This is a genomic window from Moraxella caprae DSM 19149 (assembly GCF_000426885.1).
In the GTDB taxonomy this organism is placed as follows: Bacteria; Pseudomonadota; Gammaproteobacteria; order Pseudomonadales; family Moraxellaceae; genus Moraxella; species Moraxella caprae.
Map to the genome: position 1 here is coordinate 1 of NZ_AUGF01000012.1, position 25,297 is coordinate 25,297.

A 25,297-nucleotide genomic window follows, 5' to 3' on the forward strand; every position below is an offset into this window, starting at 1 on the left:
AACCGTTCCAAAAAACCTACCAAAATCTACCCAAAGGCAAATTTAGCGTTTTCTTCCTACTTCATCGCTTGTTGCCCTTGCCATTTGGCGTAGGTCTTACATAAGCTCCATAGGCATTTTAAAATTGGGGATAGAACTCACCCGCCAAGATTTTTGTTAAGATAAGGTTAAAATCTTATCCGCTTTGTTTAAAATGTTGATACTGGCGTTGATGTCCCTATCGTGGTTTGTGTTGCAGTTGGGGCAAGTCCAGTTTCTAACAGATAAAGGTAATTCATCTAACTTAACACCACAACAAGAGCAGGTTTTGCTTGAGGGATAAAACTTATCCAGTTCTTTGACTGTCTTGCCCCATTGATTTGCTTTGTAGATGAGTTGCCTTTTAAGTTCATAAAACCCTAAATCATTGATAGCACGGCTTAGTTTGCGATTTTTTTACCATACCTTTGATATTTAGGTTTTCAATACAAATCACATCAAATCGTTTTACCAAATCAGTGGTGAGTTTGTGCAAAAAGTCTTTTCTGATACAACTGATTTTGTAATGCAATCGTGATAGCTTGGTTTTCGCTTTTTCACGATTTTTAGAGCCTTTTTGTTTATGGCTAAGTTGTTTTGATAATCTTTGAAGTTTTTTAAGTTTATTCTTTAAAGGTTTTGGTGCTTGTATCTTTTCTCCTGTTGAAAGTGTGGCAAGGTCGGTAATGCCTAAATCAATGCCAACAGCATTACCTGTTTTAAGAGTTTGATTGGTTTTAAGTTGTTTGGCTTGTGTGTTATTGTTCAGTTCAACCGCAATGGACACAAACCATTTACCACCTTTTGTAAAGACTTTGGCGGATAGGATTTTGCCATCAAAGCGTAAGTTTTCACGCATTCTTACCAAACCTAAATTTGGGATTTGAATGTATGGTTTGTTATTGATGGTTTTGAGTTTAAATTGGTCGTTGGATAGGCTAAAACGGTCATTTACACCTTTTTTGCGAAATTGGGGGTATTTGCTTTCGCCTTTAAAAAAGCGTTTAAAGGCATCGCCTAGTTGCATAATGGCAAGCTGGGGAGAGCATTTGGTAATTTCCAGCATAAAGGGAAACTGGGTGCGTTTGATGGCATTAAGCTGTTTTCTTAATTTGCCTTGTGTGGGTTTGTTGAGTTTGCTTTCGTTAATGGGTAGGTTCTTTGCTAAACAGTCATCACGATATTGTTTATCTTGTTCGTATTGCCTTTTCCACTCCGCCAATGCCCAATTATAAGCAAATCTTGCAACCCCGCAAGCCTTTTTAAAATAAGTGGCTTGTTTGTGATTGGGTTTTAGTTCAATGATGTGCCCACGAATGGCGGTCATTCTAACACCGCCTTAACAGCTTCTAACACTTTTTTATTTTTCTTACTGCGTGAACCATACAGACGAGCGGAAAATACCGTAATGATTTCTAGCACATCTTGAGCAAGCTCTTCTTCAAAGGATGGGTTTTCACCTTGATTGATGATGATAACTTCAACGTTTCTTGCTTCACAGATAGCAAAGACAAGTTCTGCACCAAAGCGTAATAGGCGGTCTTTATGGGTTAAAACCAATCTGCCGATTTCATTGTTTAATATGCCGTCAAGCAGTTGTTTAAGTCCTTTTTTATGGTAGCTCATGCCAGAACCTAAATCATTGATGACCTCATAAGTCCAGCCTTGTTTGGCACAGTAGCGTTCTAAAACTTGGATTTGACGCTCTAAATCGTCCTTTTGGTCGTGGCTTGATACTCGTGCATAGGCAATGGTTTTTCGGTCTTTGTTGCCTATGCCATGCAGTAGGTTTGGGTTGATTTTACTAATATCGTAACGTCTGTGTCCTTTAGGTGTTCTTTCGGCAACAAGCACACCACTTTCGTCCCATCTGCGTAATGTTGAGATGGACACGCCAAGTTGTTTGGAAGCTTCGTTGATACTAATCAATCTATTCATAATTACACATTATAGAGTAGATTTAGGTAGATTTCAAGTAGCTGTTTTTTGCCCTTTTGACTCATGCAGTATAAAAGAAATTGAAAGTTTTGAAAGAAAATTTTCAATAAAAATGCCAGAAGATTATAAAGAGTATCTTCTTAACTTTAATGGAGCAAAACCTATTAATAAAATATGCCGTTTAAACAATGATGAAACATCTATTCATCATATGTATGGATTGCATAACATTCAACATTGTTTGATAAATGTCAAAGATGGCAAATTGTTCTTTGCTGACGACAGTTTTGGCAGTGAATTTTTTATTGATGTACACCCAACCAACTTGATATTTACCACGGGTTTGTAAGGGTGTGCTGAGCACACCCTTTGATGATATTACTATATAGGAGACTATCATGCAAGTGATGAATTATAGCGAATTCCGCCAAAACCTAGCGTCCGCCCTTGATTATGTTCAAGACAGCCATGCCCCTGTGATTGTTAAACGTGGCAAAAATTCTGCGGTAGTGATTAGTCTTGATGAATATAATGCTTTTAAAGAAACAGATTATCTGTTGTCCAACCTTGCTAATGCCGAACACCTTATGCGTGGCGTGCAAGCGGTAAAAAATCGTCAACTTATCCAAAGGGATTTGATTGATGATTAGCTGGTTTGATGAGGCGTGGGAGGATTATTTGTATTGGCAAAGCCAAGATAAGAAAACCATAAAACGTATTAATGCCTTGATTAAGGATTGCAGACGAGACCTTTTTTGACGGTATCGGCAAACCCGAGCCATTAAAATACAACCTAACAGGATATTGGTCAAGACACATTGATGATGTCAACCGCTTGGTTTATTGTTATGAAAATAAAACGCTCATTATCATTTCATGCCGTCATCATTATGAGACTTAACAATTTATCAAATTTTTACTATAATACTCGCCAGTTTTCACTTTTATAAGGAATCCTTATGGACATGCCTATTGTACAGTTTGACACCACACACGGTGCGATTGTTATTGAACTTAACGCCGAAAAAGCCCCTGTTACGGTGGCAAACTTCCTTGACTATGTCGAAAGCGGTCATTATGATGGCACGATTTTTCATCGTGTGATTGACGGCTTTATGATTCAAGGCGGTGGCATGGATAGCGAGATGAACGAAAAACGCACCGGCACCCCCATCAAAAACGAAGCTGACAACGGTCTAAAAAATGACGTTGGCACAATCGCCATGGCTCGTACATCTGACCCACATTCAGCAACCGCTCAATTTTTTATCAACGTCAAAAACAACGACTTTTTGAATTATTCAAGCCCAACACCACAAGGCTGGGGCTATGCGGTGTTTGGTAAAGTAACAGACGGCATGGACGTGGTAAACCAAATCAAAGGCGTACCCACAGGGCGTTATGGCTATCATTCAGACGTACCAACCACGCCAATTGTCATTAACTCTGCCAAAGTGATTTCTAAGTAATTAGCCGTTATTTTGGGCTGTAAGGGCGAATCATTTTCGCCCTTTTTTATCATTTTAAGCCTTGCCATGCAACAATTTGACCATTTATTAACCACTCGCCCCCATGATATTAGTACGGTATTTGTTAGCGACTTGCATTTATCAAGCGACACGCCTGCTCTAAATCAAGCGTTTTTGGCACTTATCAAGGATTTGTACGTTTTGCCAAATTTGCAAAGCCTTTATATCTTGGGCGATTGGCTGGACAGTTGGATTGGCGATGATGATTATTTGACCTTATCCAATGACAAAAAAGCACGGCATTTTTTAACGCCCATTTTAAATACCCTAAAAACTCTCTCCACAAAAACCGCCATTTATGTCATGCACGGCAACAGAGATTTTGCCATTCGCCAACGTCTGTGTGATACCTTTCATGGCACACTTATCAAAGAGCTGCATTTTTTGACACTTTCAAATGGCACAACTATCCGCCTAGAACATGGCGACAGGCTATGTACCGATGATAAGGCGTATCAGCGTTACCGCAAAATCATCCAAAATCCTGTCATCTCGTGGCTTATTTTAAAACAACCGCTCGCCTACCGCCAACGCCTTGCTCACAAAATCAAAGCCAAATCCCACAGCGACAAACACCAAAAATCCGCCACCATCATGGACATAAACTCCGATATGGTCGCCAAAACCATGAAAACGTGCGATATCCTGCTACACGGACACACGCACCGTCCTGCCGTGCATACGTTGGGCGACAAAAAACGCATGGTACTTGGCGATTGGCGGTATATCGATGACAAAGTGCAAGCGGTGATTGGGGCGGTGGACAGTGATGGCGTAGGGCTTTGGGTGTTTGATTGGTTTGTAAAATAAACGCCATTTTTAACGTTATATCAGCAATCCATCAAGGACAAACATGATTTGCCCTTATGTCTCAAAAAACTCCCAATCATCAAAAAAATTGCCATATTAATTGAGATTGGCGTTTATCTCTTCTTTAATGCTTTTTTCGTTAATATCATCTGTTGTGGATTTCCCACTTTCTTTATCTTGCCCATCTTTCCTGTCTTGCTCGTCTTTTTCGTCATTTGCCACATCTGTTATCTTATGATTGCCGTGACGTGCCAAATGCTCGTGTAGGATTTTGCGTAATTGTAAAATGGTTTTGGGGTTTTCGTGAATGTTGTGTCCGCCTGTGACGACTGTTTCGCTGACTGCCCCGTCTAGGTGGGAGCTGTCATAGGGGACGATGCCGTCAGAGAGATTTTGCCCGACCAGATTACCCTGCAAGCTCTCGGCACTACCAGCACGGTCGCCCATGATGGTGTGGTAGGCGACATTGTCATTAATGGTTAGCTCTTTGGTAAGTTTTATAAAGGCGGATTGGTCGGAGAGCTGGCTTGGTCCATTTTGTAGGTAGAGTGAGCCGATGGCACTGTTTTGGAGCTGGGTGCTGTCCACTTGTCCGCTGTTTATGATGGTGCCAGTCACAGTTTTGGTGATGTCTAGGGGTAGACGGACGACACGGCGGGCAAAGCGGGTAAACCAGCGGTCGGCATAGTCCGTGCCTGCAAAAGGGGCGGAGATAAACACTGCTGTATCAACTTGTGGCAGGGTATGCAGGGCAAAGCGGTTGTTAAAATCTTCTTGGTAAGTGTCGGTCAGTAGCTGTCTGATTAGGGTATTGTCATGGGGGTGGGTTTGGTTGTTGGTGATTTTATTTAGGTCGCCATTATCCATGCCGTCTATATGCGTAGCATCAACCAATTTGTCCAAATCATCCAATTTACCCAAATCATCCAATCGGGGTAACAAATCATCATCGGAGACAAGCATTCTTGCCATGATACCACCCATGCTATGCCCGATAATCACGCTATGCTGGCTGGCAGGGTGAGTGCCGTTGGGGTCGATGAGTGTGTAGGCGGTGTCGATGACTTCACGGATTTGGTAGCGGTTTTCGAGCATGGGCAGGTTGGTGGCGTAGAACACTTGCCATACTTGATAGTTATCACGCAGGACGGGGTCGGCAAAGAGATTGTTGGTGAGATTGACCCATGTGGCAGGGCTAGACGCCAAGCCATGTATCATGATGATGACTTTTTGGTTGGGGTCGTAGGGCTTTAACATGAACAGTTGGGGCAGGGTGGTGGTGTTTTTGTTTAGCATGTTTAAAATGCCCACACCTTGTAGTTGGTTCTCGGCAAGCCATAGGGCGTACCCTGCTGAGAAGTTTGCCGATAGGGGGTAATTTTTGCCCAAAATCTCAATGTCTTTGGTTTTATAAGGGTTAAAAAAATGCACGTCTAGCACGTTTGCTGACAGCACGTCAGGCAAGTGCGTGCCTTGGGGCTTGACCACGCCTGTCAGGAGTATGTGTCCTGTGGGATGAATGCGACTGGCGATGCTGTCAGGGCCTTGGCTAAGCAGGGGGTTATTTGCTTTGATGTCATTGGTGGGGTTGTCGGTTGGATTATCGGCAGGGTCAGCGGTAGGGCTGTCGGTGGCGTGACTGATGCGTGGTTCGGTGGGCTGGTTTTGACCAACCAGCTCTCGTAGGGTAATCATTGGGCGATTAGGCAGCACGCTCACATAAGGCACACCCAGACCTGCTCGGCTACTGGTGGTATTTAGGTCTGCCAAACGTGAGTCATAAGCTGAGACTAGGTCGGAGAGCAGGTGCTGATTTTGTGAGCTTACATCTAGACTTGCCATGTAGTCAGGGTCATGGGCAAGGTAGAGATTGACGGTGACGTCATCGCTGTGGTAGCTGTTGGCAAGAATATGACCGTAGTCACTGGTGGGGGTGAGATGAAAGCCCTGCTGATGAGCGTCGGCAAAAGCCCCGTTTTGGGCTTGGTACAGCTCGCCAATCAGGGCGTTGCTCGCCACATGGTACAAGTCCTGAGCCTTGATGTCGCTCTCGGTGACTAGGGGCAATGTGGTCTTTTGTTCTGTTAAGCTGTCATAAAACAGATAGGCATAGCTGTGGTTAATGCTTGCCTTAATGGCATCTCGCTTAGCAGATAGGCAGGCGTGACGTTCCTTTTGCTTATCGGCTTGCTCGCTGGCGGATAGGGGAGCGTTGGCATAATAGGGGTCTAGCGGTGGGCGGGTTGGGCTTTGACAAGCGTCCTGCTCGCCAAGGCTTAGGGCTTTGGTGTAGTATAACTCAGAGAGTAGGGCAAGGGTGGGTCTGGCGATGTGCTGGCGGTCATTGACGGCAACTTGTGGATTGCCAAAGGCAAGTACTTCTTTGACTTTGTCCAAACAGTCATCAAAGGCATTCATGCACTCATTTTGGGTCAGACCTGATGACAGTAAGATACTGCTTGCCGCAGCACTGATTTGTGGGCGAGTGGTGATGTTGGCACGATGTGTTTCGATGATTTTGGATTGGATTTGTTTGGGCTTGTGAAGCGTGCTACACCCTGTGATAATAAGGGTTAGGGTAAGGCTTAGGGTACTTAGCGTAAGTTTGGTCATACGGGGTCTTGTTGTATTGATATTTTCCCGATAATTTTACATAAAAAATCCATCAAAAGGAATGTTTGATGGATTTATTTTTAAAAGTCTAAGCAAGTATTTATTGATTACTGGCTAATTGCAATGGCTTGACGTTGATGTTGTCGTTTTTGATGTTCCAAATATAATAACCGCCATTTTCAACGATACGAACCTGCTCGGCAATCTGAGCATTGGTCGGATGCTGACTTTGCAAGGCTTTTAGGCGAGATAATGCTCCTGCGTGGTTGTCCGCCAGTAGCTCGGCTTGGGCGAGACTTTGTTCGGCTTCTAGATAGCCAAGACTGGCAGCTTTTTGTAGGTATTTTTGCCCTTCGATAAAGCCACCACCTTCACTAATCATCATGCCGTATAGGAAGTTGGCTTCGGGGTTATCAGGAGCCAAAGCGATGGCTTTTGCCATGTATTTATTGGCACGCTGAGTGTAGTCAGTGCCGATGTTTAGGTTGCGAGCCATGCCGTTGATTTTGGCGGCACGCAAGATGACATCGAGGCTTGCGTCATTGGCATTGGCATAAGGTTCTAGCCAGTCGGAGAGATATTTGATGTTCTCGCTGGTGACAAACTCGGCGGTGCGATTGGGGAAATTTGGTGGATAGTGGCGAGCGTTAGGGGCGACATCATCAATAAAATCATCAATCAAGCTCACATCAAGGCGAGTGCTACCGCTTTGGTTGGCATTGATGACAACGGTGGCAATGCGATTGACGTTAGAGATATTAGCACTGATGGATGGCACGCCTGCCACAGACTGACTAAGTAGGTTGGTAGCGTTGGCATGGGAGATGGGTGTGGTTAGCTCACCACGCATGGCAGGGGCGATGCCTGCTGTGTTTAGCTGAGCCATGGCAGGTAGGGCGGTCAAGGCGATGGTGCTAAGTGCTACTTTGTAAAAGGGTGGGGTTTTCATGGGGTTCTCTTTTAAAAATCTTAAAATAAAGGTAAATTTTAAAAATTATAAGAAATTTACCTTAATCATCTATATGTATTGGACACTGTTTTAGTGGTAAATTGTTACAGGGTTGTCAGTTGTGTTACACTGTGTAGCCAAGTGTGTTTGACTGGGGCAGGCACGCCTACATCTCGCCCAAAAATCCGCCCGACTGTCTTGCCCATAGGTTAGCATAAATCCCGCCTTGGGCGATGAGTTCGTCATGACTGCCCATCTCAATAATCTCGCCTTTGTCCATCACCACAAGCTTATCAAGGCTGGCGATGGTTGAGAGACGGTGAGCGATGGCGATGACTGTTTTGCCTTTCATCATCTCATCTAGGCTTTGGGTGATGGCGTGTTCCACTTCGCTGTCTAGGGCAGATGTCGCTTCATCAAGCAGTAAGATGGGGGCGTTTTTGAGCATGACCCGAGCGATGGCGATACGCTGACGCTGACCGCCTGAGAGTTTCACGCCACGTTCGCCCACTTCGGTGTCAAGCCCTGTATTGCCGTGCTTGTCTTCTAAGGTTTGGATAAAATCCCATGCGTGGGCAAGGCGTGCCGCTGCGATGATTTCGTCATCGGTCGCATCAGGTCTGCCATAGGCGATGTTCTCACGCACGGTGCGGTGCAGCAGAGCGGTGTCTTGGGTGACCATGCCGATGTTTTGGCGGAGCGATGTCTGAGTGACGGCACTGATGTCCTGCCCATCAATGCTGATACTGCCCCCGTCCACGTCATAAAAACGCAGTAGTAGATTGACAAGGCTAGACTTGCCCGCCCCTGAGCGACCGACCAGACCGATTTTCTCGCCTGCTTGAATGGCTAGGTTGAACTTGTCAAATAGGGCAGTTCTGTCTTCGCCACGCCCGTAGTTAAAGGTCACGTCCTTAAACGCAATCTCTCCCCGCGCCACCACAAGCTCACCAGCATCAGCCCTATCCGTGATGGTGTGGGGCGTGGTTAGTGTTCTCATGCCGTCCTGTACCGTGCCGATATGCTCAAACAGGCTTGCCATCTCCCACATAATCCACTGAATCATGCCTTTAAGACGCAGGGCGATACCACTTGCCACCGCAATCGCCCCCACGGTCACTTCGCCCATCATCCACAGATACACGCCGATGGTGGTACTGCCGACTATCATGATAAGCGAGAGCGTCTCGGTCGTCGTCCCTAGGATGGACACCCACCGCATCTGGGCGTGGACGGTAGTCATGAACTCGCTCATGGCGGATTTGGCATAGGATAGTTCACGGTTGGAGTGGCTAAACAGCTTGACCGCACTGATGTTGGCATAAGCATCAGTCACACGTCCTGTCATCAAGGCACGAGCGTCGGCTTGGTTACTGGCGGTCTCACGCAGGCGGGGCAAGAAAAATTTCATCATACACGCCACACAAATCAGCCACGCCACAAACGGCAAAAACAGCCAAATGTCTAGCCCTAATAAAATCACACCACTGGTGACCAAATACGCCACGACAAACGACACCATCTCTGCCATCGTCATAATCGTATCACGCACCGATAGGGCGGTTTGCATGACTTTAGCAGAGACACGCCCTGAGAACTCATCATGATAAAACTGCATGGACTGTCCAAGCATGTGCTTATGAAACCACCACCGCAGTCGCATCGGCATGACCCCCTGCAATACTTGAAAGCGGATTAAGTTATCGATAAATTCGCCAAAAATGGACAGCACACACAGCCCCAAAATCAGCGTAATGGTCGCCCCCTTTTCTTGCCATAGAGTCTCGGGGGTGTAGACGGTCAGCCAGTCCACGACATCGCCCGCCCATGCAAATAACAGCGAGCTAAATATGCCAAGCAATATTGATAAAACAATACGCACCCCAACCCAAAATCTCGCCCCTTCGGTACACGCCCACAAAAACCCAAAAAACCCACGCTGACTGGGGTCGGGAGTAGGCATCGGACTGTCGGGGTAGGGGTTTAGGCGGTTTTCAAAGTAGCGAAATAAAGACATGGTTATTATTTATAAATTATGAAAGAAAAAGTAGCAAATTGGGCAAATTGCCAAAGGTGTAATGTGGGGTTTGTGGGGCTATTATTCAATATCAAAATTTTTAAAATACGTTTTTAAAAATGGAAAGCAAGAATAGAATTTAATTTGGTGTGGGCTCGGTGTTTATTGGGGTATTTAAATCCATGCAACCACTTAACCCTGTATCGCCCTAAGCACATCTTGTTTTAGATTTAAGTATTCTACACTTTGCAAAAAATCAGATGATTTATCAATGACAAAATGATGGGCAAGTGTGGCAGGAAGCCCCTTTAATACATACAATTCATCTGCCAAATAAATCGCTTCATCAATGTCATGCGTGATGATTAGGCAGGTCAGTTCCTTGTCTTTTTGAAACGCCCCAAACCATTCATACATCTGATTTTTGGTTACAAAATCCAGTGCCGAAAATGGCTCATCTAAGAGCATAAGACTGTCATTACTCAGATAAGTGCGAAGCAGTGCCACTCGCTGACGTTGTCCGCCTGAGAGCTGGGCGGGGTATTTATGGTGTAGCTCATCAAGCCCAAAGGCAGGTAGTAGAGGCATGATTTTGTCATGAATGGCGGATTTTGGCAGGTTTTGTAAGGTCAAAGGTAGGGCAATGTTGTCATAGACCCTTTTAAAGGGCAACAGCAAATCCTTTTGGAGCATATAGCCAACAAAGCCTGCCTGCCCCGTCCTATCCACGCCATCAATGGCTACCCGCCCATCGCTTGGGGCAATCAGCCCAGAGGCGATATTAAACAAAGTCGTCTTGCCCACGCCACTTGCCCCGACAATCGCCACTACTTCGCCTGTGCCAACAGACAAAGACAAACCATTAAATAAGGGTTTGTTTTCAAAGGAATGGTGGAGATTGTTTAGAATAAGTTTGGACATTTTTTAAAATTGAGATAAATTGGGGGTGAAAGTTAATTTTCTGATTGTTTAATATCCAATACATAATCATTAAACAACCAAATTGTATTATCACTTTCTATATAATTAACATACACTTGGGAATTGATAGGAATATTTGTACTAAAAGAGCGAAATTCTAGCGTTTGAGTATCTTTTTGAATTAAGGTATTAGGTGGGTTAAAAATAAGCCTATCAAAAAATTCAAAGTCATTTTTAAGCAATATTCCACAAACTTGATGAATGTTATCTTTAAAAATAGACCCCAACAAAGATTTGCCAAAAATAACCAAAAACAACAACGCCAAATAAGAGATAATTTTTGTTTTACTTTGGTGTTGTGGTGTGCTTTTATCAAAATAAAATAGAATAAGATAAATTACCATTAAAGGCAATGAAAAAATCAAATCAAACCCTGTTATTACAATGAGCATAATCATTGCAATCATAAAAGCAAAAAACTTTAACCCATCTTTTTTGGATAATTTCATTTTAAAAGATTTTCTATTATTTTAAATAAAGATGCGAATTTCACACCTTTATTCCATTATTGGGCAAATTGCAATTATCCCAATCAAAATCAAGGCAACAGCGTTGTATTTAACCCTGCCCCTTTTTCTATCGGTTTATCGGTCAATTGTTTGGCATTCACCCATTCAAAAAACTTATCCCAACGCACAGGGTCAATTTTGCCCCAGTCGCCCTTGTCGTCCAGATATTGCTTGGACATAAATTCTTGGCTTGCCATTGCCAACTCTTTATTGGTTTCGGGGGCGTGTTTGATAAGGATTTCGGCAGATTGGGCAGGGTTTTGGGCAGAATAGGTGTAGCCTTCTTTGATGGCGGTTAGGGCTTTTTTGTAGCGTTCGGGGTTTTCGCCCACCTTGCCTGTATTGGCAATCAGCACAGGCGAATAATAGTCAAAGTCAGGGTTGTGGTCTTTTAAATAAAAAAAGTTGGTCGGCTCGCCTTTTAGCCCTGCGTGAATGCCGTCCCAGCTATAATACGCCAAAATATAGTCAAATTGGTTCATTTTTAGGGCGGTGGTGGCGTCCGTACTCTCCCCGGGGATTTTGTGCAATGGCTCGCCCACGATTTCGGCAACGGTCGCATCGTCCACAGGGTCTTCCCAAGTGGAATAGCGTTTGCCGTGCAGGTCTTTGGGCGTACTTGCTCCCAAAGATTTGAGCGACAACAGCCCTGCGTTGTTGTGCTGGACAATGGTTGCCACCGCCACAATCGGCTCGCCTTTATTTAGGCGTTTGACCATGTTCGGCTGAAAATACACGCCCAAATCGGCACGATTGTTCGCCACCAGCGTGGACGCACTGTCTTCGGACGGCTGGACGATTTTGACATCAAAGCCTTGATTTTTAAAATAGCCATTTTCCAACGCCACATACAGCCCTGTGTGGTTGGTATTTGGCACCCAGTCAAGGGCGATGATAAGCTCTTCTAATGGTTTATTTTTTTCGCCTGTGGGGGCGGTTTGGGTTTTAGTGTCTGTTTGGGTTTGGGCAGGTTTGTTGTCGCCACACCCTACCAACACCACGCAAAATCCCATTGCCAAGCCCAAATGTTTAAACGCCACGCCATTGAAAGTTAAGTGCATTGTTTGCTCCATAAAAAAACCTTTAAGTGTCAAACACCCAAAGGCAAAAAATAAAAAACAACACAGCCAATCTTGGCGTTTACCGCACCAAAACAAGTTTTTAAACCAATCTTAAAACCAGTTTGCAAAATCATCATAGTTTCCTACGCCAGCATTAACTGTATCAGGTTCACGGGTATCATCTCAGCGTTATTTAAAAAAAATAAAGCACCCCGACTAATGTTTTAATTATAAAATAAAATAGAATGGTTGTCAAGTTTTTACTTTTTAATAAAATTTTTAATAAAAATACCATTTTTAAAACAAATAAAATTTGCAAGGTGCGTAATACGCACCAACACAAAAACCTTAATATAAAAAAGGTGCGTGATACGCACCTTACGCTTTAAAGTTTTTATTGGCAAATTTATTCATCATAATAAAATTTTGATATCTATATATCATTAAAAATACAAAAAATACCACATAACAAAACTTTATCAATGCATATCGTGCACTAAAATTCCAGTTCTTCCCGCAAAATAAGTATGATAATCTTCAACTTCAATATTATAAACAGTCGTGGTATAAGCAGGATAAGCAATCCCTTTGACCATTGTTCCTGTAAAACCATCACGGTTATAATAGGGCGTTGCCATCACTTCATTTTCGGGCAATGGCTCTATCTCGTTTGTTCGAGTATGGTTATCGCTAATATAGATTTGTCCAAATAAATCAAAGGAGTTGGGATTTGCTATTGCCCCCTCTAATGAGCCTTGCCATCCACCCATAATTTGCCCGCGTTGTAACCAAGCATACTTATCCAATTTAGACTTATAGAAAGGTTTAACACAAGCCACGACATAATAGTTGCCTGATGAGTTGATTAAAATATCTCCCATACGCAATTGGTCTACTCGTGTCCATCTTGGTTCATCATAATAGGTGGTACCGTCATCTCGTTCAAGGTAATCAAAGAACTTGGTTGTGTTATTGACATAGCCATACACCATAAAGGGGTGATTGGGTGTAACAGCAAAATTTTCAGTAATGAACCCCGAGTTATCTAGTCGAGTCGTGCCCACATACCATATTTCTTTATTTTCGTATTGGAAAGTATTGATGACTCGCTTGGGAACTGGTTTACCAATACCGTTTTCCGGCATTGACATGACCATATCGCCCACTTGAATGTCCTTAATGGGTTTCCAGTAGCCATCGCCTGTTTTTACCAAGGTACCACCCACAAAACACCCCATGGTTTGTGACTGGGTATTATTTTTTTGTCTGTTGTTCTGTTTGTATATACATCACATTCTCCAAAAACCAATGTTGCCCTTTGTTAAATTATGGGTAATAGAATATATGCCACGCATATTATTACCGCTTATACCATTTAAAATAATAACGCATTTTAAATAAATTACCCGATTATTTTTATAGTATAAAATAAGGATAAAATTTTGTCAAGTTTTGGTTTTAAAATTTATATTATCCATCAATTGATAAAAAGAGCAAATCACAATTTCTCCCACATTGTTTTTTTTGATTATATTTTTAAATACACTTATTTTTGATATTGATAAGCCAATAATTTTCGCTCCAATAGTTTAACCAATCCAATTAAAATCAAAGTCAAAATGCTAATCAAAAATATCACCGCAAACATATTATCCAGCTCATACGATTTTCGCACACGGGTCATATAGACCCCAAGCCCATGATAACCGCCAAGCCATTCTGCCACCACTGCCGAGATAAGAGCATACGACAACGCCACTTTTAATCCTGTAAAAAAATACCCCATGGAGGACGGTATTTTTAGATGGCGGTAAGTTTGATAATGACTTGCTTTTAGTGAACGAAAGAGATTTAATTGCTCTTTTTGTACCGAATTATAACCGTCCACAAGTGCAATCGTCATCGGAAAAAATACCGACAACACCACCAGCACCACTTTTGGCAATATGCCATAGCCAAGCCAAATCACAAGTAAAGGGGCAATGGCAATGGTAGGAATGGTTTGATTTAATAATAAAATCGGATAGACCATTTGACGAAAGTTTTTGGACAAATCCATTAAAATAGATAACACAAAACTTAATATCAGCCCAATGATTGTGCCCAAAAATGCCGTAATCAGCGTATATTTGGCATGACTCATCAGCAAATAAAAATCATCAATAAACGCCTTAACAATTTGCATGGGCGATGGCAATAAATAATCAGGCAATAACCCAAATCCAATGACCATTTGCCAAATAATTAGCAATAGAATAATTAGGCTATATTGAATGCCATGGGCGGTAAGATTTTTAAAAAAAGAGATTAACATAAATTTTATTTGGATTATTTAACTGCAAAAACCAATCACGCAAGCTCAAACGCCTTTATCAACGCATCATCTAGCCTATCCACGGCAATGATATTGATATTGGCAAAATTTTTATCGCCTACTTTGGGAGCGTTGGCTTTGGGGATAATGGCGTGGGTAAAGCCGTGTTTCATCGCTTCTTTTAGGCGTTCTTGACCGTTTGGCACAGGGCGAATCTCCCCCGATAGCCCCACTTCGCCAAATACGCACAGCCGTGCAGGGAGCGGTTTTTCCTTAATGCTAGACGCACAGGCAATCAGCACCGCCAAATCCGAGCCTGTCTCCATGACCTTGACCCCGCCCACGACATTGACATACACGTCCTGACCGCTCGTATAGATACCGCCATGACGGTGCATGACCGCAAGGAGCATGGATAGGCGTTGATAATCAAGCCCCAACGCCATACGTCTGGGCTGACCTTGCGAATCGTCCACCAACGCTTGCACTTCTACAAGCAAAGGGCGTGTGCCTTCACGGCTGACCATGACCACCGACCCTGCAATGGGTTTGTCATATCGACTCAAAAAAATGGCGGACGGATTGGCAACTTCCTTTAATCCTGTATCAGTCATGCCAAAAATACCCAGCTCATTGACCGCCCCAAAACGGTTTTTGACCGCACGAATCATTCTAAATCGGCTATCGGACTCGCCTTCAAAATACAGCACCGTATCCACCATGTGTTCTAGCACACGAGGCCCTGCCAATGCCCCTTCTTTGGTAACGTGACCCACCAAAAACAGTGCCGTGCCTGTCTGCTTGGCATAGCGTGTCAAGACGGCGGCGGATTCACGGATTTGGGCGACGCCCCCTGGGGCGGACTGTATGGCTTCGGTAAAGAGCGTCTGAATGGAGTCAATGACGGCAATGGCAGGCTGTTCGGCGGTCAGAGCCATGCAAATGGTCTCAACATTGGTCTCGGCAAGCACCCTTAGGCGGTCGGTCGGTAGCCCTAGTCGCACCGCACGCATGGCAACCTGCGACAGGCTCTCTTCGCCTGTGATATATAGAGCCGAGCCAGCCAGCGAATCACTACTTGCCATGTTAATGGCGGTCTGCAAAAGGATTGTGGATTTGCCGATGCCTGGGTCGCCCCCAATCAGCACCACCGAGCCTGCCACAAGCCCACCGCCAAGCACACGGTCAAATTCGCCCAAGCCTGTGGGCATACGGGTTTCTAGCGAAAAGCCGACATTGGCAAGGGTCATGACCCCAGAGCTGTCACCTGCATAGTTGGCGGTTTTTGGGGTGGATTTGGCGGTGGTTTTTTTGTGGTGGGGCATGGCGACATTGGGGGCTTCGGTGAGCGTGTTCCATTCGCCACAGTCGGCACATTGCCCTGACCATTTGCCGTAATTGGCTCCGCAGGATTGGCAGACGTAAGAGGATTTTTTTGCCATGATGAGAGTGTGTTAGGATTTGGGGTATTGTAGCATTTTTTATTTGGAGCGTGGCAAAAATTGTGCAAAAAGGCGGTTGTGTTTTTATAGGTTGGCTGGCTTTATAAAAGTGGGTTTAATAAATACACCCAAGAAACTTTAAAATTACTACAAATACAATGATATGTGAGCGTAGGGGGTGCTGAGCACGCCTTGTATAGTAATATCATCAAAGGGTGTGCTCAGCACACCCCTACAAGCCCGTGGTAAATATCAAGTTGGTTTATAAAGTTGAGAAATAAGGTATGGTCTGATAGGTTTATTTTATCAAATCTCTTTCCAAAATAAGAATAGACCTCTTGCGAAATTACGATTTTATTGGGTTTTTAAAAATTTCAAGTTCAATAAAATAAGGCTTTAAGGACCAGTATTTTTGAATTTCGCAAGAACTCTAATAAATCCTTATAAACACTAAGGTTAAAGTTTTTAAAAATGCACAAAAATCTGGTTTGGATAGAAGGTTGTTTTTAAAATGCCATTTGCTTTTTTTGCTTTGTGGTGGGTAAGATAAGTATTGACTATTTATTAAATAATGATAATTATTTAATAGATTGATTTTTTGTAAACTCATAAAATAGCACTTGAAATTTGCCAATTTTGCCTTTATATTGATGGGACAAATCAACGATTTGTACAAACACATTAACCCTAATTTTATTAAGGAATTATCATGTCTTTTACCCTGCCTGAGCTAGGTTACAGCTATGACGCATTAGAGCCACATTTTGACAAAGAAACCATGGAAATCCACCATTCTCGCCATCATCAAGCGTATGTTAATAACGCCAACGCCGCCCTAGAAGGCACCGAATGGGCGGACAAATCAGCCGAAGAAGTGATTGCCAATCTATCTGCACTGCCTGCCGACAAACAAACTGCCGTTCGTAACAACGCAGGTGGACACGCCAACCACAGCCTATTTTGGACAATCCTAAAAACTGGCACCACGCTTCAAGGCTCGCTAAAAGATGCCATCGTGCGTGATTTTGGTTCGGTAGAGGCGTTCCAAGAGCAATTTGAAAAAGCCGCCGCCACTCGCTTTGGTTCGGGTTGGGCATGGCTGGTTAAGCAAGGCGACAAACTTGCCGTTGTTTCAACCGCCAACCAGGACAGCCCACTGATGGGCAAAGACGTGGCAGGCTGTGAAGGTACGCCAATCATTGGTCTTGACGTGTGGGAGCATGCTTATTACCTAAAATACCAAAACAAACGTCCAGACTACATCAAGGCATTTTGGAATGTGGTAAACTGGGACAAAGCCCAAGAAAACTTTGATAAGGCATGATTTACAAAACGATTGTTTAAAATCATTATTGCTTTAAAAACAAAAACAAGCTCAAATCGGGCTTGTTTCTGTTTGTATAAAATATAGGTATTAATATTATTGATAGTAGTCCAAAAAGTATGCTGAACTAGGTTTTCCGTTCGCTCTGAGCTATGCTTACGGGTAGGAAAACCGTTAGGTTTCCCAAGCTCACCACGAACGGTTTTCTTTGTAGCATACTTTTTGAACCAGAGCCATATTATTGATTAATAATGTCTTTGAGTGAAGTTGTGGGGGTGTGCTGTGCATACCCTAAATATCAACGTATCATCAAGGGCGTGTGCAACACGACCCTACAAGTCCCGTGGCAAAATAAACACTTGGGTGAATCTCGCCCTCTCTTTTTTATATGTCAATTTACCAAAATTATCTTAATTGAACAATGATAAGGATAAATAAGGGCAAACCTAATTTATCCTTAAAATCATGCAAATGTCCAGCAATCAACAATCACTTTTTATAAACTTTATGGCAACTGCCACAGCCCTCTGCCATAACTCCAAAAGCAGCATTGACATCATCGGCACTTTGGGCAGTGGCGGCGACTGCCACAAGGTTTTGGGCGGCGGCATCAAACTCGTCTTTTTTGGCTTGAAAGCCTGTCGCATCTGACCATACAGCGTCCTGAGAGTTGCCTTTGGCATTGGCATCATTAAAGTGCGTCCACATTTGGGCGGTACTACCACTGATGAATTCAGCTTGCTCTTTAAAGGTGGCAACGTCAAAATTGGCAGGATTTTCCATCATGCCTTTTAAAATGTCATTGGCACCACGCCAATCTTGCATTAGGTCTTGGCGAGCTTTGACATCGGTTGATGTTGCTGAGCCGGCACCAGCAGGGGCTTTGTCGCCACAAGCAGTCAGGGCAAGGGCGGTTAGGGTGATGAGAGTGAAAGATTTTACCGATTGCATTTTTACAAATTTCATGGGGCTTCCTATCAAGGTGGCTTGGTATTTGACAAAAAAGAATTGGCAAAAACCAATTCTTTTTTATTATTCGTGAGTTTATACAAACTTTTGATATAAACTTGACCCAAATATATCACAAGCCTTTGATGATTTCAAACGCCATTGCATAAAAGCACGCAAAGTTACATTTGATAACAAAGCGGGCGTTTATGATTTGTCTATCAAACCGAGCCAATCTCTGGGCTTTAAATAAAAGTCGGTCAGTTCAAACTCTGGCGTGCCTGCCACAGGTTCGTAGCGATATGCCCAGCTTGCCAAAGGGGGCATGGACACCAAAATGGACTCGGTGCGACCATTGGACTGCAGGCCAAACAGCGTGCCACGGTCATAGACAAGGTTGTACTCAACATACCGCCCACGGCGATACAGCTGAAAGGCACGTTCATCGGCGGTATAGGGTCTGTGTTTGTTGTTTTCAAAAATGGGAATGATGCCATCAATGTAGCCTTGCCCTACCGCCTGCATAAAGGCAAAGCACCGCTCAAAATCCCAACCCTGTGTGGCAGTATTTAGGTCATCATAAAACAGTCCGCCCACGCCACGGCATTCGCCACGATGTTTTAGGTAAAAATAGTCATCACACCACGCCTTAAAGGTTGGGTAAACATCATCGCCAAAAGGCTGGCACAGCTTGTGAGCAACGGTGTGCCAATGCACGACATCATTCATCACGGGATAAAAGGGAGTTAAATCAAATCCGCCCCCAAACCACCAAATCGGCTCACCACCATCAGCAGGCGTGGCGACAAACAGGCGAACGTTGGCATGACTGGTCGGGACGTGGGGGTTTTTGGGATGGACGACCAAAGACACACCCATCGCCTGTGCGGTCGCCCCTGCCAGTTGGGGGTGGCGTTCACTGGCAGATGGGGGTAGGTTGCGGATGTGAATGTGGCTAAACATCACGCCCGCCTTTTCGATGACCACGCCATCAGAGAGTACGTTCGAGCGACCGCCACCGCCATCGGGGCGTTCCCAGACGTCGCTGATGAATCTGGCAGAGCTTGCCCCATCGATACCGCCTGCGTGTTCTTGGGCTTCTAGGGCTTGACAGATGTTGTCTTGTAAGGTTAATAAAAATCGGCGGACGGTTAGGATTTTATCGTCATCGATGTGTTTGCTCATGATGTTCTCGTGGTTTGTAAATGATTGATAAATAGTAAGGCTTTATTTTAAAAATTCAACAAAATAAACCCAATGCAAAGATTGGGTTTATTTTGTTATTTTGCCATCAACGTCCGTGCATGCGGTTTAACTGATTAAACAGCTCATTAAGATAAGCACGTTCTTCAGGGCTTAGAGAGCGACTGTCTTGCTCGCTGTTTTGACGGTTGTTGCCACGACTGGGGCGTTCGCCGACGATAATGGTAAGTTCATGCTCATCGTCGCCACGCTTGACCACGGCATCAAGTGTGCTGTTGGGGGCTTTGGCAGAAACGATACCGATGAGTGTGTTGGTGTTGTCAATGGTTTTGCCGTCTAGTGACAGCACCACATCGCCTGCCCGTAGACCTGCCTTACCTGCTGGACCATCCGCCATGACACTGGCGATGACCACACCTTCGTGAGTGGTGAGATTTGTGGGGTTTTCCCTAACGGGGGTAATCTCCACGCCAAGCCAGCCACGGCTGACCCTGCCAGTGCTAATCAGTCCGTTCATGACCTGTTCAACAATAGTGGTGGGAATGGCAAAGCCAATCCCCATTGAACCGCCAGAGCGAGAGTAGATGACGGTGTTAATACCGACCAATGCCCCATTGGCGTCTACCAAAGCACCGCCCGAGTTACCAGGGTTGATGGCGGCGTCAGTCTGAATGAAGTCTTCAAAGGTGGTCAGACCCAGTCCAGAGCGACCTGTGGCAGAGATGATACCTTGGGTGACGGTCTGACCCACGCCAAAGGGATTGCCAATGGCAAGAGCGACATCACCCACACGAATGGGTTCACGGCGAAACGCGAGTGGAACAAGGTTATCCATCTCAACCTTAATCACCGCCAAATCACTCTCCACGTCCGCCCCGACGATGGTCGCCCGTGCCTTACGCCCATCATTGAGAGCGACGGTAATCTCATCGGCTTTTTCGATGACATGGGCGTTAGTGATGATATAGCCGTCTTTGGAGACAATCACGCCTGAACCTAGACTGCTCGCTCCCCTGTCAATCTCTTGCCCTTGCCCATAGTATTCAAAAAACTGCTCCAACACAGGGTCGCCCATATAAGGGTTTTGCACCTTTTGGGTGGTGTAGATATTAACCACGGACAGACTGGCTTGGGTCACTGCGTCGTGATAAGAATCTACTGTGGGGGCGGTGTCAGGGTTGTTGTGAGCTTTGGGCGTGGCAAGGGTGGGTTGCCATGCCTGTTCGCTTGACTGTGTATTTGGGGCAATCTGCTCGGTTTTGGGGGTGCTTTGGGCGGTTATGGGTGTGGCGTTGTGTTTGGCGACCAATAGCACCAAAGCCGTGGCTAAGGCTAGGGCGATGAGCCACGGCAGGATAACCCAAATGCTTGCTCCTGTTTGATGGCGAGTGTTGTTCATGATTTTCCTAAAATTGTTTTGATAAAATAAAGTATGCTTCATTCCCAACTTAAAATAACAACCCGTTGATTACCCATAGATATTTTTTGGATTGTAGGGCGAGTTGCAGTTCGCCCTTGATAAATCAATCGCTTATAAGAAGTTGAGAATGAAAAGTATGGTAATTTTACCAAAATAAACTTCAACAAGTTTTGCAAAATCGGATGAATTTTAGGCATTTTTTTAACAATGGTTGCTAGAATATGGCAAATTTTACACCAAGTTTATCTTGGGACGTACCTACCATTGATAACATTTTACAAAACAAGATGAAAATTTAATGTTTCAATCAATTTTTGCATGAAAAATGGCTAAATCTTGTGGCTCGAAGTTAAAAACTTGCTTGATAGAATGACCATCAACCTCAAGTTTTTTCCTTGAAAAACGGGCGATTCCCCTGCTTTTTTTTAAACAGGCATTTTTCATGGCAAATACCAATATTCAACACGCCCCAAAGTCTTTTTTAACAAACCAATCAGCCTATCGGTCAAAATCACCGTATCATCATGACTGATATTTAAGGCAGGGAGCAGACGAATGACATTACCGCCTGTTACATTTAAAATCAGATGAAACTCATCACGAGCCATATCCACAATGTGCGTACAATCCACGTCATCAGGCAAGCCAAAACCTATCATCATGCCACGCCCAAGCACGTCTATTTGTGGGAAATGCTCACGCATGCTTTGACGGATAAAATCACTCTCACGCACCGCATTTGTCATGACTTCATCGGTCAGCTCATCATAGACGGCACAGACCGCACGACAGCCAAAGGGCGTACCACCAAAGGTAGAGCCGTGTGAACCTGCCCCAAATAAGTCTTTGGCTTTGCCTGACACCATACACGCCCCCACAGGAAAGCCGTTGCCCAGTCCTTTGGCGGTGGTTAGCACATCGGGTTTGACATTGCTATACTGATAAGCAAAATATTTGCCCGTGCGACCGTTGCCTGTTTGCACTTCGTCCAGCATAAATAGCCAGTCGTTATCATGGCAGATGTTTTGTAGTTTTTCTAAATAATCATCGCTTGGGGTATGCAGACCGCCTTCGCCTTGAATGGGTTCTACAAATACCGCACAAATGTCCTTATCATCGGTCAAGGCTTCCACGGCAGAGATGTCATTAAACGGCACACGGATAAAGTCATCATCTAGGGTAAAAAAGCCTGAGCGAGCCTTAGGGTTGGCGGTGGCGGTTACGGTGAGCAAGGTGCGACCGTGAAAGGCGTGCTCCATGACGATGACTTTGGGGCGAGATTTGCCTTGATTGTGGGCGTATAGGCGAGCCAACTTTAAGGCGCATTCATTGGCTTCGGCTCCTGAATTGGCAAAAAACACCTTATCCATGCCTGCCTTTTGGCACAGTATTTCACCTGCTTTTTCTTGCCAGTCAATGCCATACAGATTACTGGTGTGAATGAGCGTGTCGGTTTGCTCTTTCATGGCACGGCTGATAGTAGGGTGGCAATGCCCAAGCCCACACACGGCAATGCCTGTTAGAGCGTCCAGATACGCCGTGCCGTCTGCGGTATACAGATATGAGCCTTGTCCACGCACAAACGAGATGGGCTGACGGACGTAGGTTGGCATAAGATATGACATAATAAATCCTTAAATTTTTCTAAAAATAAATTGTTAAAATTAGGTAAATCACGCTTTTGGCAATTCATCACTAAATGGCGTATCATCGGTTGCCACACGATAGGATTCGTCCGCCCATGCTCCCAAATCAATGAGCTTACAGCGTTCACTGCAAAAGGGGCGGTTGGGGTTATCAGACCAACTGGTCGGTTTTTGACATTGGGGGCAGGGGTAAGTGGTGGGTGTGGTCATGTGATGGTCTTTGTGATTGTTTTGTGATGGGGATTTATTTTAACAAATTTTTATCATTTACACAAAATGAGTTTGTGTTGCTGGGGCGTGCCTGCCTTTGGTATTTGCAATAAAAAATAGGGAAAATCGCCTGTTTTTCATGCAAAAATTGATTTAAAATGTAAATTTTTATCTTATTTTCATAAAAATATTATCAATGATAGGCATGCCCTGGGTGTAATGGGTTTTAATGTCATTTAATGTCATTAAAAATTAGTAACTTAGCAAATATTTCATAATTTTTTGCAAATAAAACATGACAGTCACAAAAAAGAAAGTTATAATCAGCACTGCACTCTTGCTAGTACGATTGATTTATTAAATTATTGTTATAAAATAACCCAAAAAATATGTGTGTTATCTTGTAGAAATAATTAATGAATTGGTGAAATGGCAAGATTGCTTAGTGTTTTAAAAAGTGTTTTTTGGCATTGTTTGAGCGTGCAGATGAATGCAAGACTTGAACAAATGAAAAAACAAGGATTTTAAAACGCATTTTTCTCACAGTGATAGGAGATATTTGTGAGTGATGTTCAATCTGATTTAACCGAAGAGCAAATCCGAGAATACGCAATCAAAAGTTATGAAGAGCTTCATAAGCCTTCATCTGCCTTTGAGTCTCGTGACGCTTATCTAAGACACGAATTGCAAATCATGAAACCCAAAAGATGGGGTGTGAACTTGCCATTTCGTGATTATCGTTTTGAGTTTGAAGATACCATTCCTGCGATGGCGGGGATGATTGGTAAAATCGTCATGGTGGGAGCGATGGCAGCTGCCTTTGCTGCACCACTTGGCTTGGGCGAAGATTTTGTTTTGCAAAACGTCCGCTATGAGATGATTATCGCTTCAATCTTTGTACTTATTTTCTCGGCATTTTTCCTGCCAACATCCAACTTACCTGGCACACACGGACCACTCATTCCGCTCATTCCTATTGTGGTGGCGGCAGGTGGACACCCACTTGCTTTTGGTGTACTCATCGGGGTATTTGGACTGATTATGGCGGTCTTAAAAGGCGGCAGCCTCATGTCCAAACTCACCAGTAACGGGGTGGCAGGCGGGCTACTACTCTATCTGGGTTTTGTGGGGCTGATAGCTCAGGTCAAAAACATGATAGCGTGGGCGGATAAAATTGGTCTGCCACACATCGCCTTTATCATCATTTTGTCAACCATTGTCATGTATGCCTTGCTAGAACATTGGCAAAAACGTTGGCTTGCGGTGCCTATCGGCTGTGCGTTGGCAGGATTTTTGGCGTTTATCTTGGGAGCTCCCTTTGAGTTTAAGACCGAGCCGGGACTGCCACCACTTAGTCCGACCTACTGGTGGGGTGAGGATACAGGTTGGACACTAGGTTTGCCCGACGCCAAAGCCTTCCTCGTGGTGTTTCCTTTTGCGGTGTTGGCGGTTGCCATGTGGCCACCAGATTTCTTGGGACACAAAGTATTTCAGCAAATCAGCTATCCTAAGCACTCTGAACGTACACACATGAATATTGATGACACGACCATTACGTGCTCTATCCGTCAAATGGTGGGCTCAGCACTGGGCGGGGCGAACTTCACATCATCATGGGGTACCTACATCGTGCCTGCGTCCATTGCTAAACGTCCGATTCCTGCTGGTGCTGTCTTGACCGCGGTATTTTGTATCGTCGCAGCCATTTGGGGTTACCCCATGGACTTGGCGGTATGGCAACCTGTACTCTCCACAGCTCTTATCGTGGCGGTATTTGTACCCCTACTAGAAGCAGGCATGGAAATGACTCGTGCAGGTAAGACAACTCAATCAGCTGCCATCGTGGTGTTCTCATCAGCACTCGTGAATCCCGTGTTTGGCTGGTCGCTAACCATGATGCTAGACAACTTAGGTCTCATCGGTGATAAGAAACGTAGTGTTGAGCTCGGTCTGATGGGACGTGTGATTATCCCTGTGGCAGGTTTTGTGATTCTGTGTATTGCCATGGGCTTGGTGGGTATGTTCCCCGGTGTGCCTGCATTGCTCCCACAGTTTAGAGTCTAATGGTTTTATAAAACAAAAATCGCTCAATGGATATTGGGCGTTTTTTTTGTTGGGGTGTGTTGGTTTTTGTGTTTTTCATAACAACAGAGTCACTGTGAAATAATGGTTTTGCAGCATTTTTCAATTTTTAAACTCAAAATATCAGGATCTGAACGTATAAACATTTTATTTTGCAGTATGTCTAGGGTATGTTAAACATTGATGATATTTTTATACAATAAGATGCAAATTTATACTTTATCAATTTTTGCATGAAAAATGGCTATCCGACCACTTAACTGTGTAGATTTTAGGGCGTGCC

22 protein-coding genes, 2 pseudogenes and 1 riboswitch are annotated in these 25,297 nt (G+C 44.2%); of the genes and pseudogenes, 7 read left to right on the forward strand and 17 right to left on the reverse strand.

Annotated elements, in window-relative coordinates; translation table 11 throughout:
* Positions 1-156 precede the first annotated feature (156 nt).
* Positions 157-1,345 (reverse strand): annotated as a pseudogene (locus K941_RS14790) (RNA-guided endonuclease InsQ/TnpB family protein).
* Positions 1,342-1,956 carry an IS607 family transposase gene (locus tag K941_RS0105030; RefSeq protein ID WP_029102751.1) on the reverse strand — a complete coding sequence of 205 codons (615 nt, stop codon included), beginning with the start codon at positions 1,954-1,956 and terminating at the stop codon, positions 1,342-1,344. Before K941_RS0105030 ends, K941_RS14790 begins: the two are co-directional and overlap by 4 nt.
* Here K941_RS0105030 and K941_RS16785 point away from each other — a divergent pair.
* The 5 genes and pseudogenes from K941_RS16785 (at position 1,934) to K941_RS0105055 (ending at position 4,295) form a co-directional block, all read left to right on the forward strand.
* Entirely contained in the window at positions 1,934-2,305 is a 372-nt protein-coding gene (locus tag K941_RS16785) for an SMI1/KNR4 family protein (protein WP_167539587.1), read from the forward strand. The genes K941_RS0105030 and K941_RS16785 overlap by 23 nt on opposite strands.
* 49 nt (positions 2,306-2,354) lie before the next feature.
* On the forward strand, positions 2,355-2,606 hold the full coding sequence (locus K941_RS0105040) for a type II toxin-antitoxin system Phd/YefM family antitoxin (RefSeq protein ID WP_029102753.1): 252 nt from the start codon (positions 2,355-2,357) through the stop codon (positions 2,604-2,606).
* Positions 2,599-2,857: pseudogene (locus K941_RS14800) on the forward strand (Txe/YoeB family addiction module toxin). The gene K941_RS0105040 and the pseudogene K941_RS14800 overlap by 8 nt, the downstream one beginning before the upstream one ends.
* Before the next feature lie 58 nt (positions 2,858-2,915).
* On the forward strand, positions 2,916-3,425 hold the full coding sequence (locus K941_RS0105050; protein ID WP_029102754.1) for a peptidylprolyl isomerase: 510 nt from the start codon (positions 2,916-2,918) through the stop codon (positions 3,423-3,425).
* A gap of 66 nt (positions 3,426-3,491) precedes the next feature.
* Entirely contained in the window at positions 3,492-4,295 is an 804-nt protein-coding gene (locus K941_RS0105055) for a UDP-2,3-diacylglucosamine diphosphatase (RefSeq protein WP_029102755.1), read from the forward strand.
* A 96-nt stretch (positions 4,296-4,391) separates the two neighbouring features.
* On the opposite strand, the gene K941_RS14805 is transcribed toward K941_RS0105055, so the two are convergent.
* From K941_RS14805 to radA, 9 genes are all read right to left on the reverse strand, one after another.
* Positions 4,392-6,908 (reverse strand): lipase family alpha/beta hydrolase, encoded by a 2,517-nt coding sequence (locus tag K941_RS14805; protein ID WP_051225893.1) that lies wholly within the window; start codon positions 6,906-6,908, stop codon positions 4,392-4,394.
* Positions 6,909-7,008: 100 nt separating this feature from the next.
* Positions 7,009-7,857 carry a tetratricopeptide repeat protein gene (locus tag K941_RS0105065; protein WP_029102756.1) on the reverse strand — a complete coding sequence of 283 codons (849 nt, stop codon included), beginning with the start codon at positions 7,855-7,857 and terminating at the stop codon, positions 7,009-7,011.
* 166 nt (positions 7,858-8,023) lie between these two features.
* Entirely contained in the window at positions 8,024-9,874 is a 1,851-nt protein-coding gene (locus tag K941_RS0105070; RefSeq protein ID WP_029102757.1) for an ABC transporter ATP-binding protein, read from the reverse strand.
* A gap of 192 nt (positions 9,875-10,066) precedes the next feature.
* Positions 10,067-10,795 carry an ABC transporter ATP-binding protein gene (locus K941_RS0105075; protein WP_029102758.1) on the reverse strand — a complete coding sequence of 243 codons (729 nt, stop codon included), beginning with the start codon at positions 10,793-10,795 and terminating at the stop codon, positions 10,067-10,069.
* Between the two features lie 32 nt (positions 10,796-10,827).
* The gene (locus K941_RS0105080; RefSeq protein WP_029102759.1) at positions 10,828-11,304 is read right to left on the reverse strand and encodes a hypothetical protein; all 477 of its coding nucleotides are present in this window, start codon (positions 11,302-11,304) and stop codon (positions 10,828-10,830) included.
* 89 nt (positions 11,305-11,393) lie between these two features.
* Positions 11,394-12,425, reverse strand: a complete 1,032-nt coding sequence (locus K941_RS14810) for an ABC transporter substrate-binding protein (protein WP_051225894.1) — start codon at positions 12,423-12,425, stop codon at positions 11,394-11,396.
* 123 nt (positions 12,426-12,548) lie between these two features.
* A riboswitch (TPP riboswitch) is annotated at positions 12,549-12,650 on the reverse strand.
* 254 nt (positions 12,651-12,904) lie between these two features.
* Entirely contained in the window at positions 12,905-13,711 is an 807-nt protein-coding gene (locus tag K941_RS16355; protein ID WP_228130368.1) for a Hint domain-containing protein, read from the reverse strand.
* Positions 13,712-13,971: 260 nt separating this feature from the next.
* Complete coding sequence (locus K941_RS0105105) at positions 13,972-14,739, reverse strand: ABC transporter permease (protein ID WP_051225896.1); 768 nt, start codon at positions 14,737-14,739, stop codon at positions 13,972-13,974.
* 35 nt (positions 14,740-14,774) lie between these two features.
* A complete protein-coding gene (radA, locus tag K941_RS0105110; RefSeq protein ID WP_029102761.1) occupies positions 14,775-16,181 on the reverse strand; it encodes a DNA repair protein RadA in 1,407 nt (468 codons plus the stop codon).
* A 709-nt stretch (positions 16,182-16,890) separates the two neighbouring features.
* Here radA and sodA point away from each other — a divergent pair.
* Positions 16,891-17,505, forward strand: coding sequence for a superoxide dismutase [Mn] (gene sodA, locus K941_RS0105120; protein ID WP_029102762.1), 615 nt, complete (start codon positions 16,891-16,893; stop codon positions 17,503-17,505).
* Positions 17,506-17,994: 489 nt separating this feature from the next.
* On the opposite strand, the gene K941_RS0105130 is transcribed toward sodA, so the two are convergent.
* The 6 genes from K941_RS0105130 to K941_RS0105155 form a co-directional block, all read right to left on the reverse strand.
* Complete coding sequence (locus K941_RS0105130) at positions 17,995-18,471, reverse strand: c-type cytochrome (RefSeq protein WP_029102763.1); 477 nt, start codon at positions 18,469-18,471, stop codon at positions 17,995-17,997.
* Between the two features lie 189 nt (positions 18,472-18,660).
* Entirely contained in the window at positions 18,661-19,638 is a 978-nt protein-coding gene (hemF, locus tag K941_RS0105135; protein ID WP_036387552.1) for an oxygen-dependent coproporphyrinogen oxidase, read from the reverse strand.
* A gap of 106 nt (positions 19,639-19,744) precedes the next feature.
* Positions 19,745-21,055, reverse strand: coding sequence for a S1C family serine protease (locus tag K941_RS0105140; RefSeq protein ID WP_029102765.1), 1,311 nt, complete (start codon positions 21,053-21,055; stop codon positions 19,745-19,747).
* A gap of 324 nt (positions 21,056-21,379) precedes the next feature.
* The gene (locus K941_RS17335; RefSeq protein ID WP_167539586.1) at positions 21,380-21,520 is read right to left on the reverse strand and encodes a hypothetical protein; all 141 of its coding nucleotides are present in this window, start codon (positions 21,518-21,520) and stop codon (positions 21,380-21,382) included.
* Positions 21,517-22,701 (reverse strand): aspartate aminotransferase family protein, encoded by a 1,185-nt coding sequence (locus tag K941_RS0105150; RefSeq protein ID WP_029102766.1) that lies wholly within the window; start codon positions 22,699-22,701, stop codon positions 21,517-21,519. Before K941_RS0105150 ends, K941_RS17335 begins: the two co-directional genes overlap by 4 nt.
* Before the next feature lie 48 nt (positions 22,702-22,749).
* Positions 22,750-22,932 (reverse strand): DNA gyrase inhibitor YacG, encoded by a 183-nt coding sequence (locus K941_RS0105155; protein WP_029102767.1) that lies wholly within the window; start codon positions 22,930-22,932, stop codon positions 22,750-22,752.
* A 561-nt stretch (positions 22,933-23,493) separates the two neighbouring features.
* Here K941_RS0105155 and K941_RS0105160 point away from each other — a divergent pair.
* Positions 23,494-24,996 carry a DUF3360 family protein gene (locus K941_RS0105160; protein WP_228130366.1) on the forward strand — a complete coding sequence of 501 codons (1,503 nt, stop codon included), beginning with the start codon at positions 23,494-23,496 and terminating at the stop codon, positions 24,994-24,996.
* Positions 24,997-25,297 lie beyond the last annotated feature (301 nt).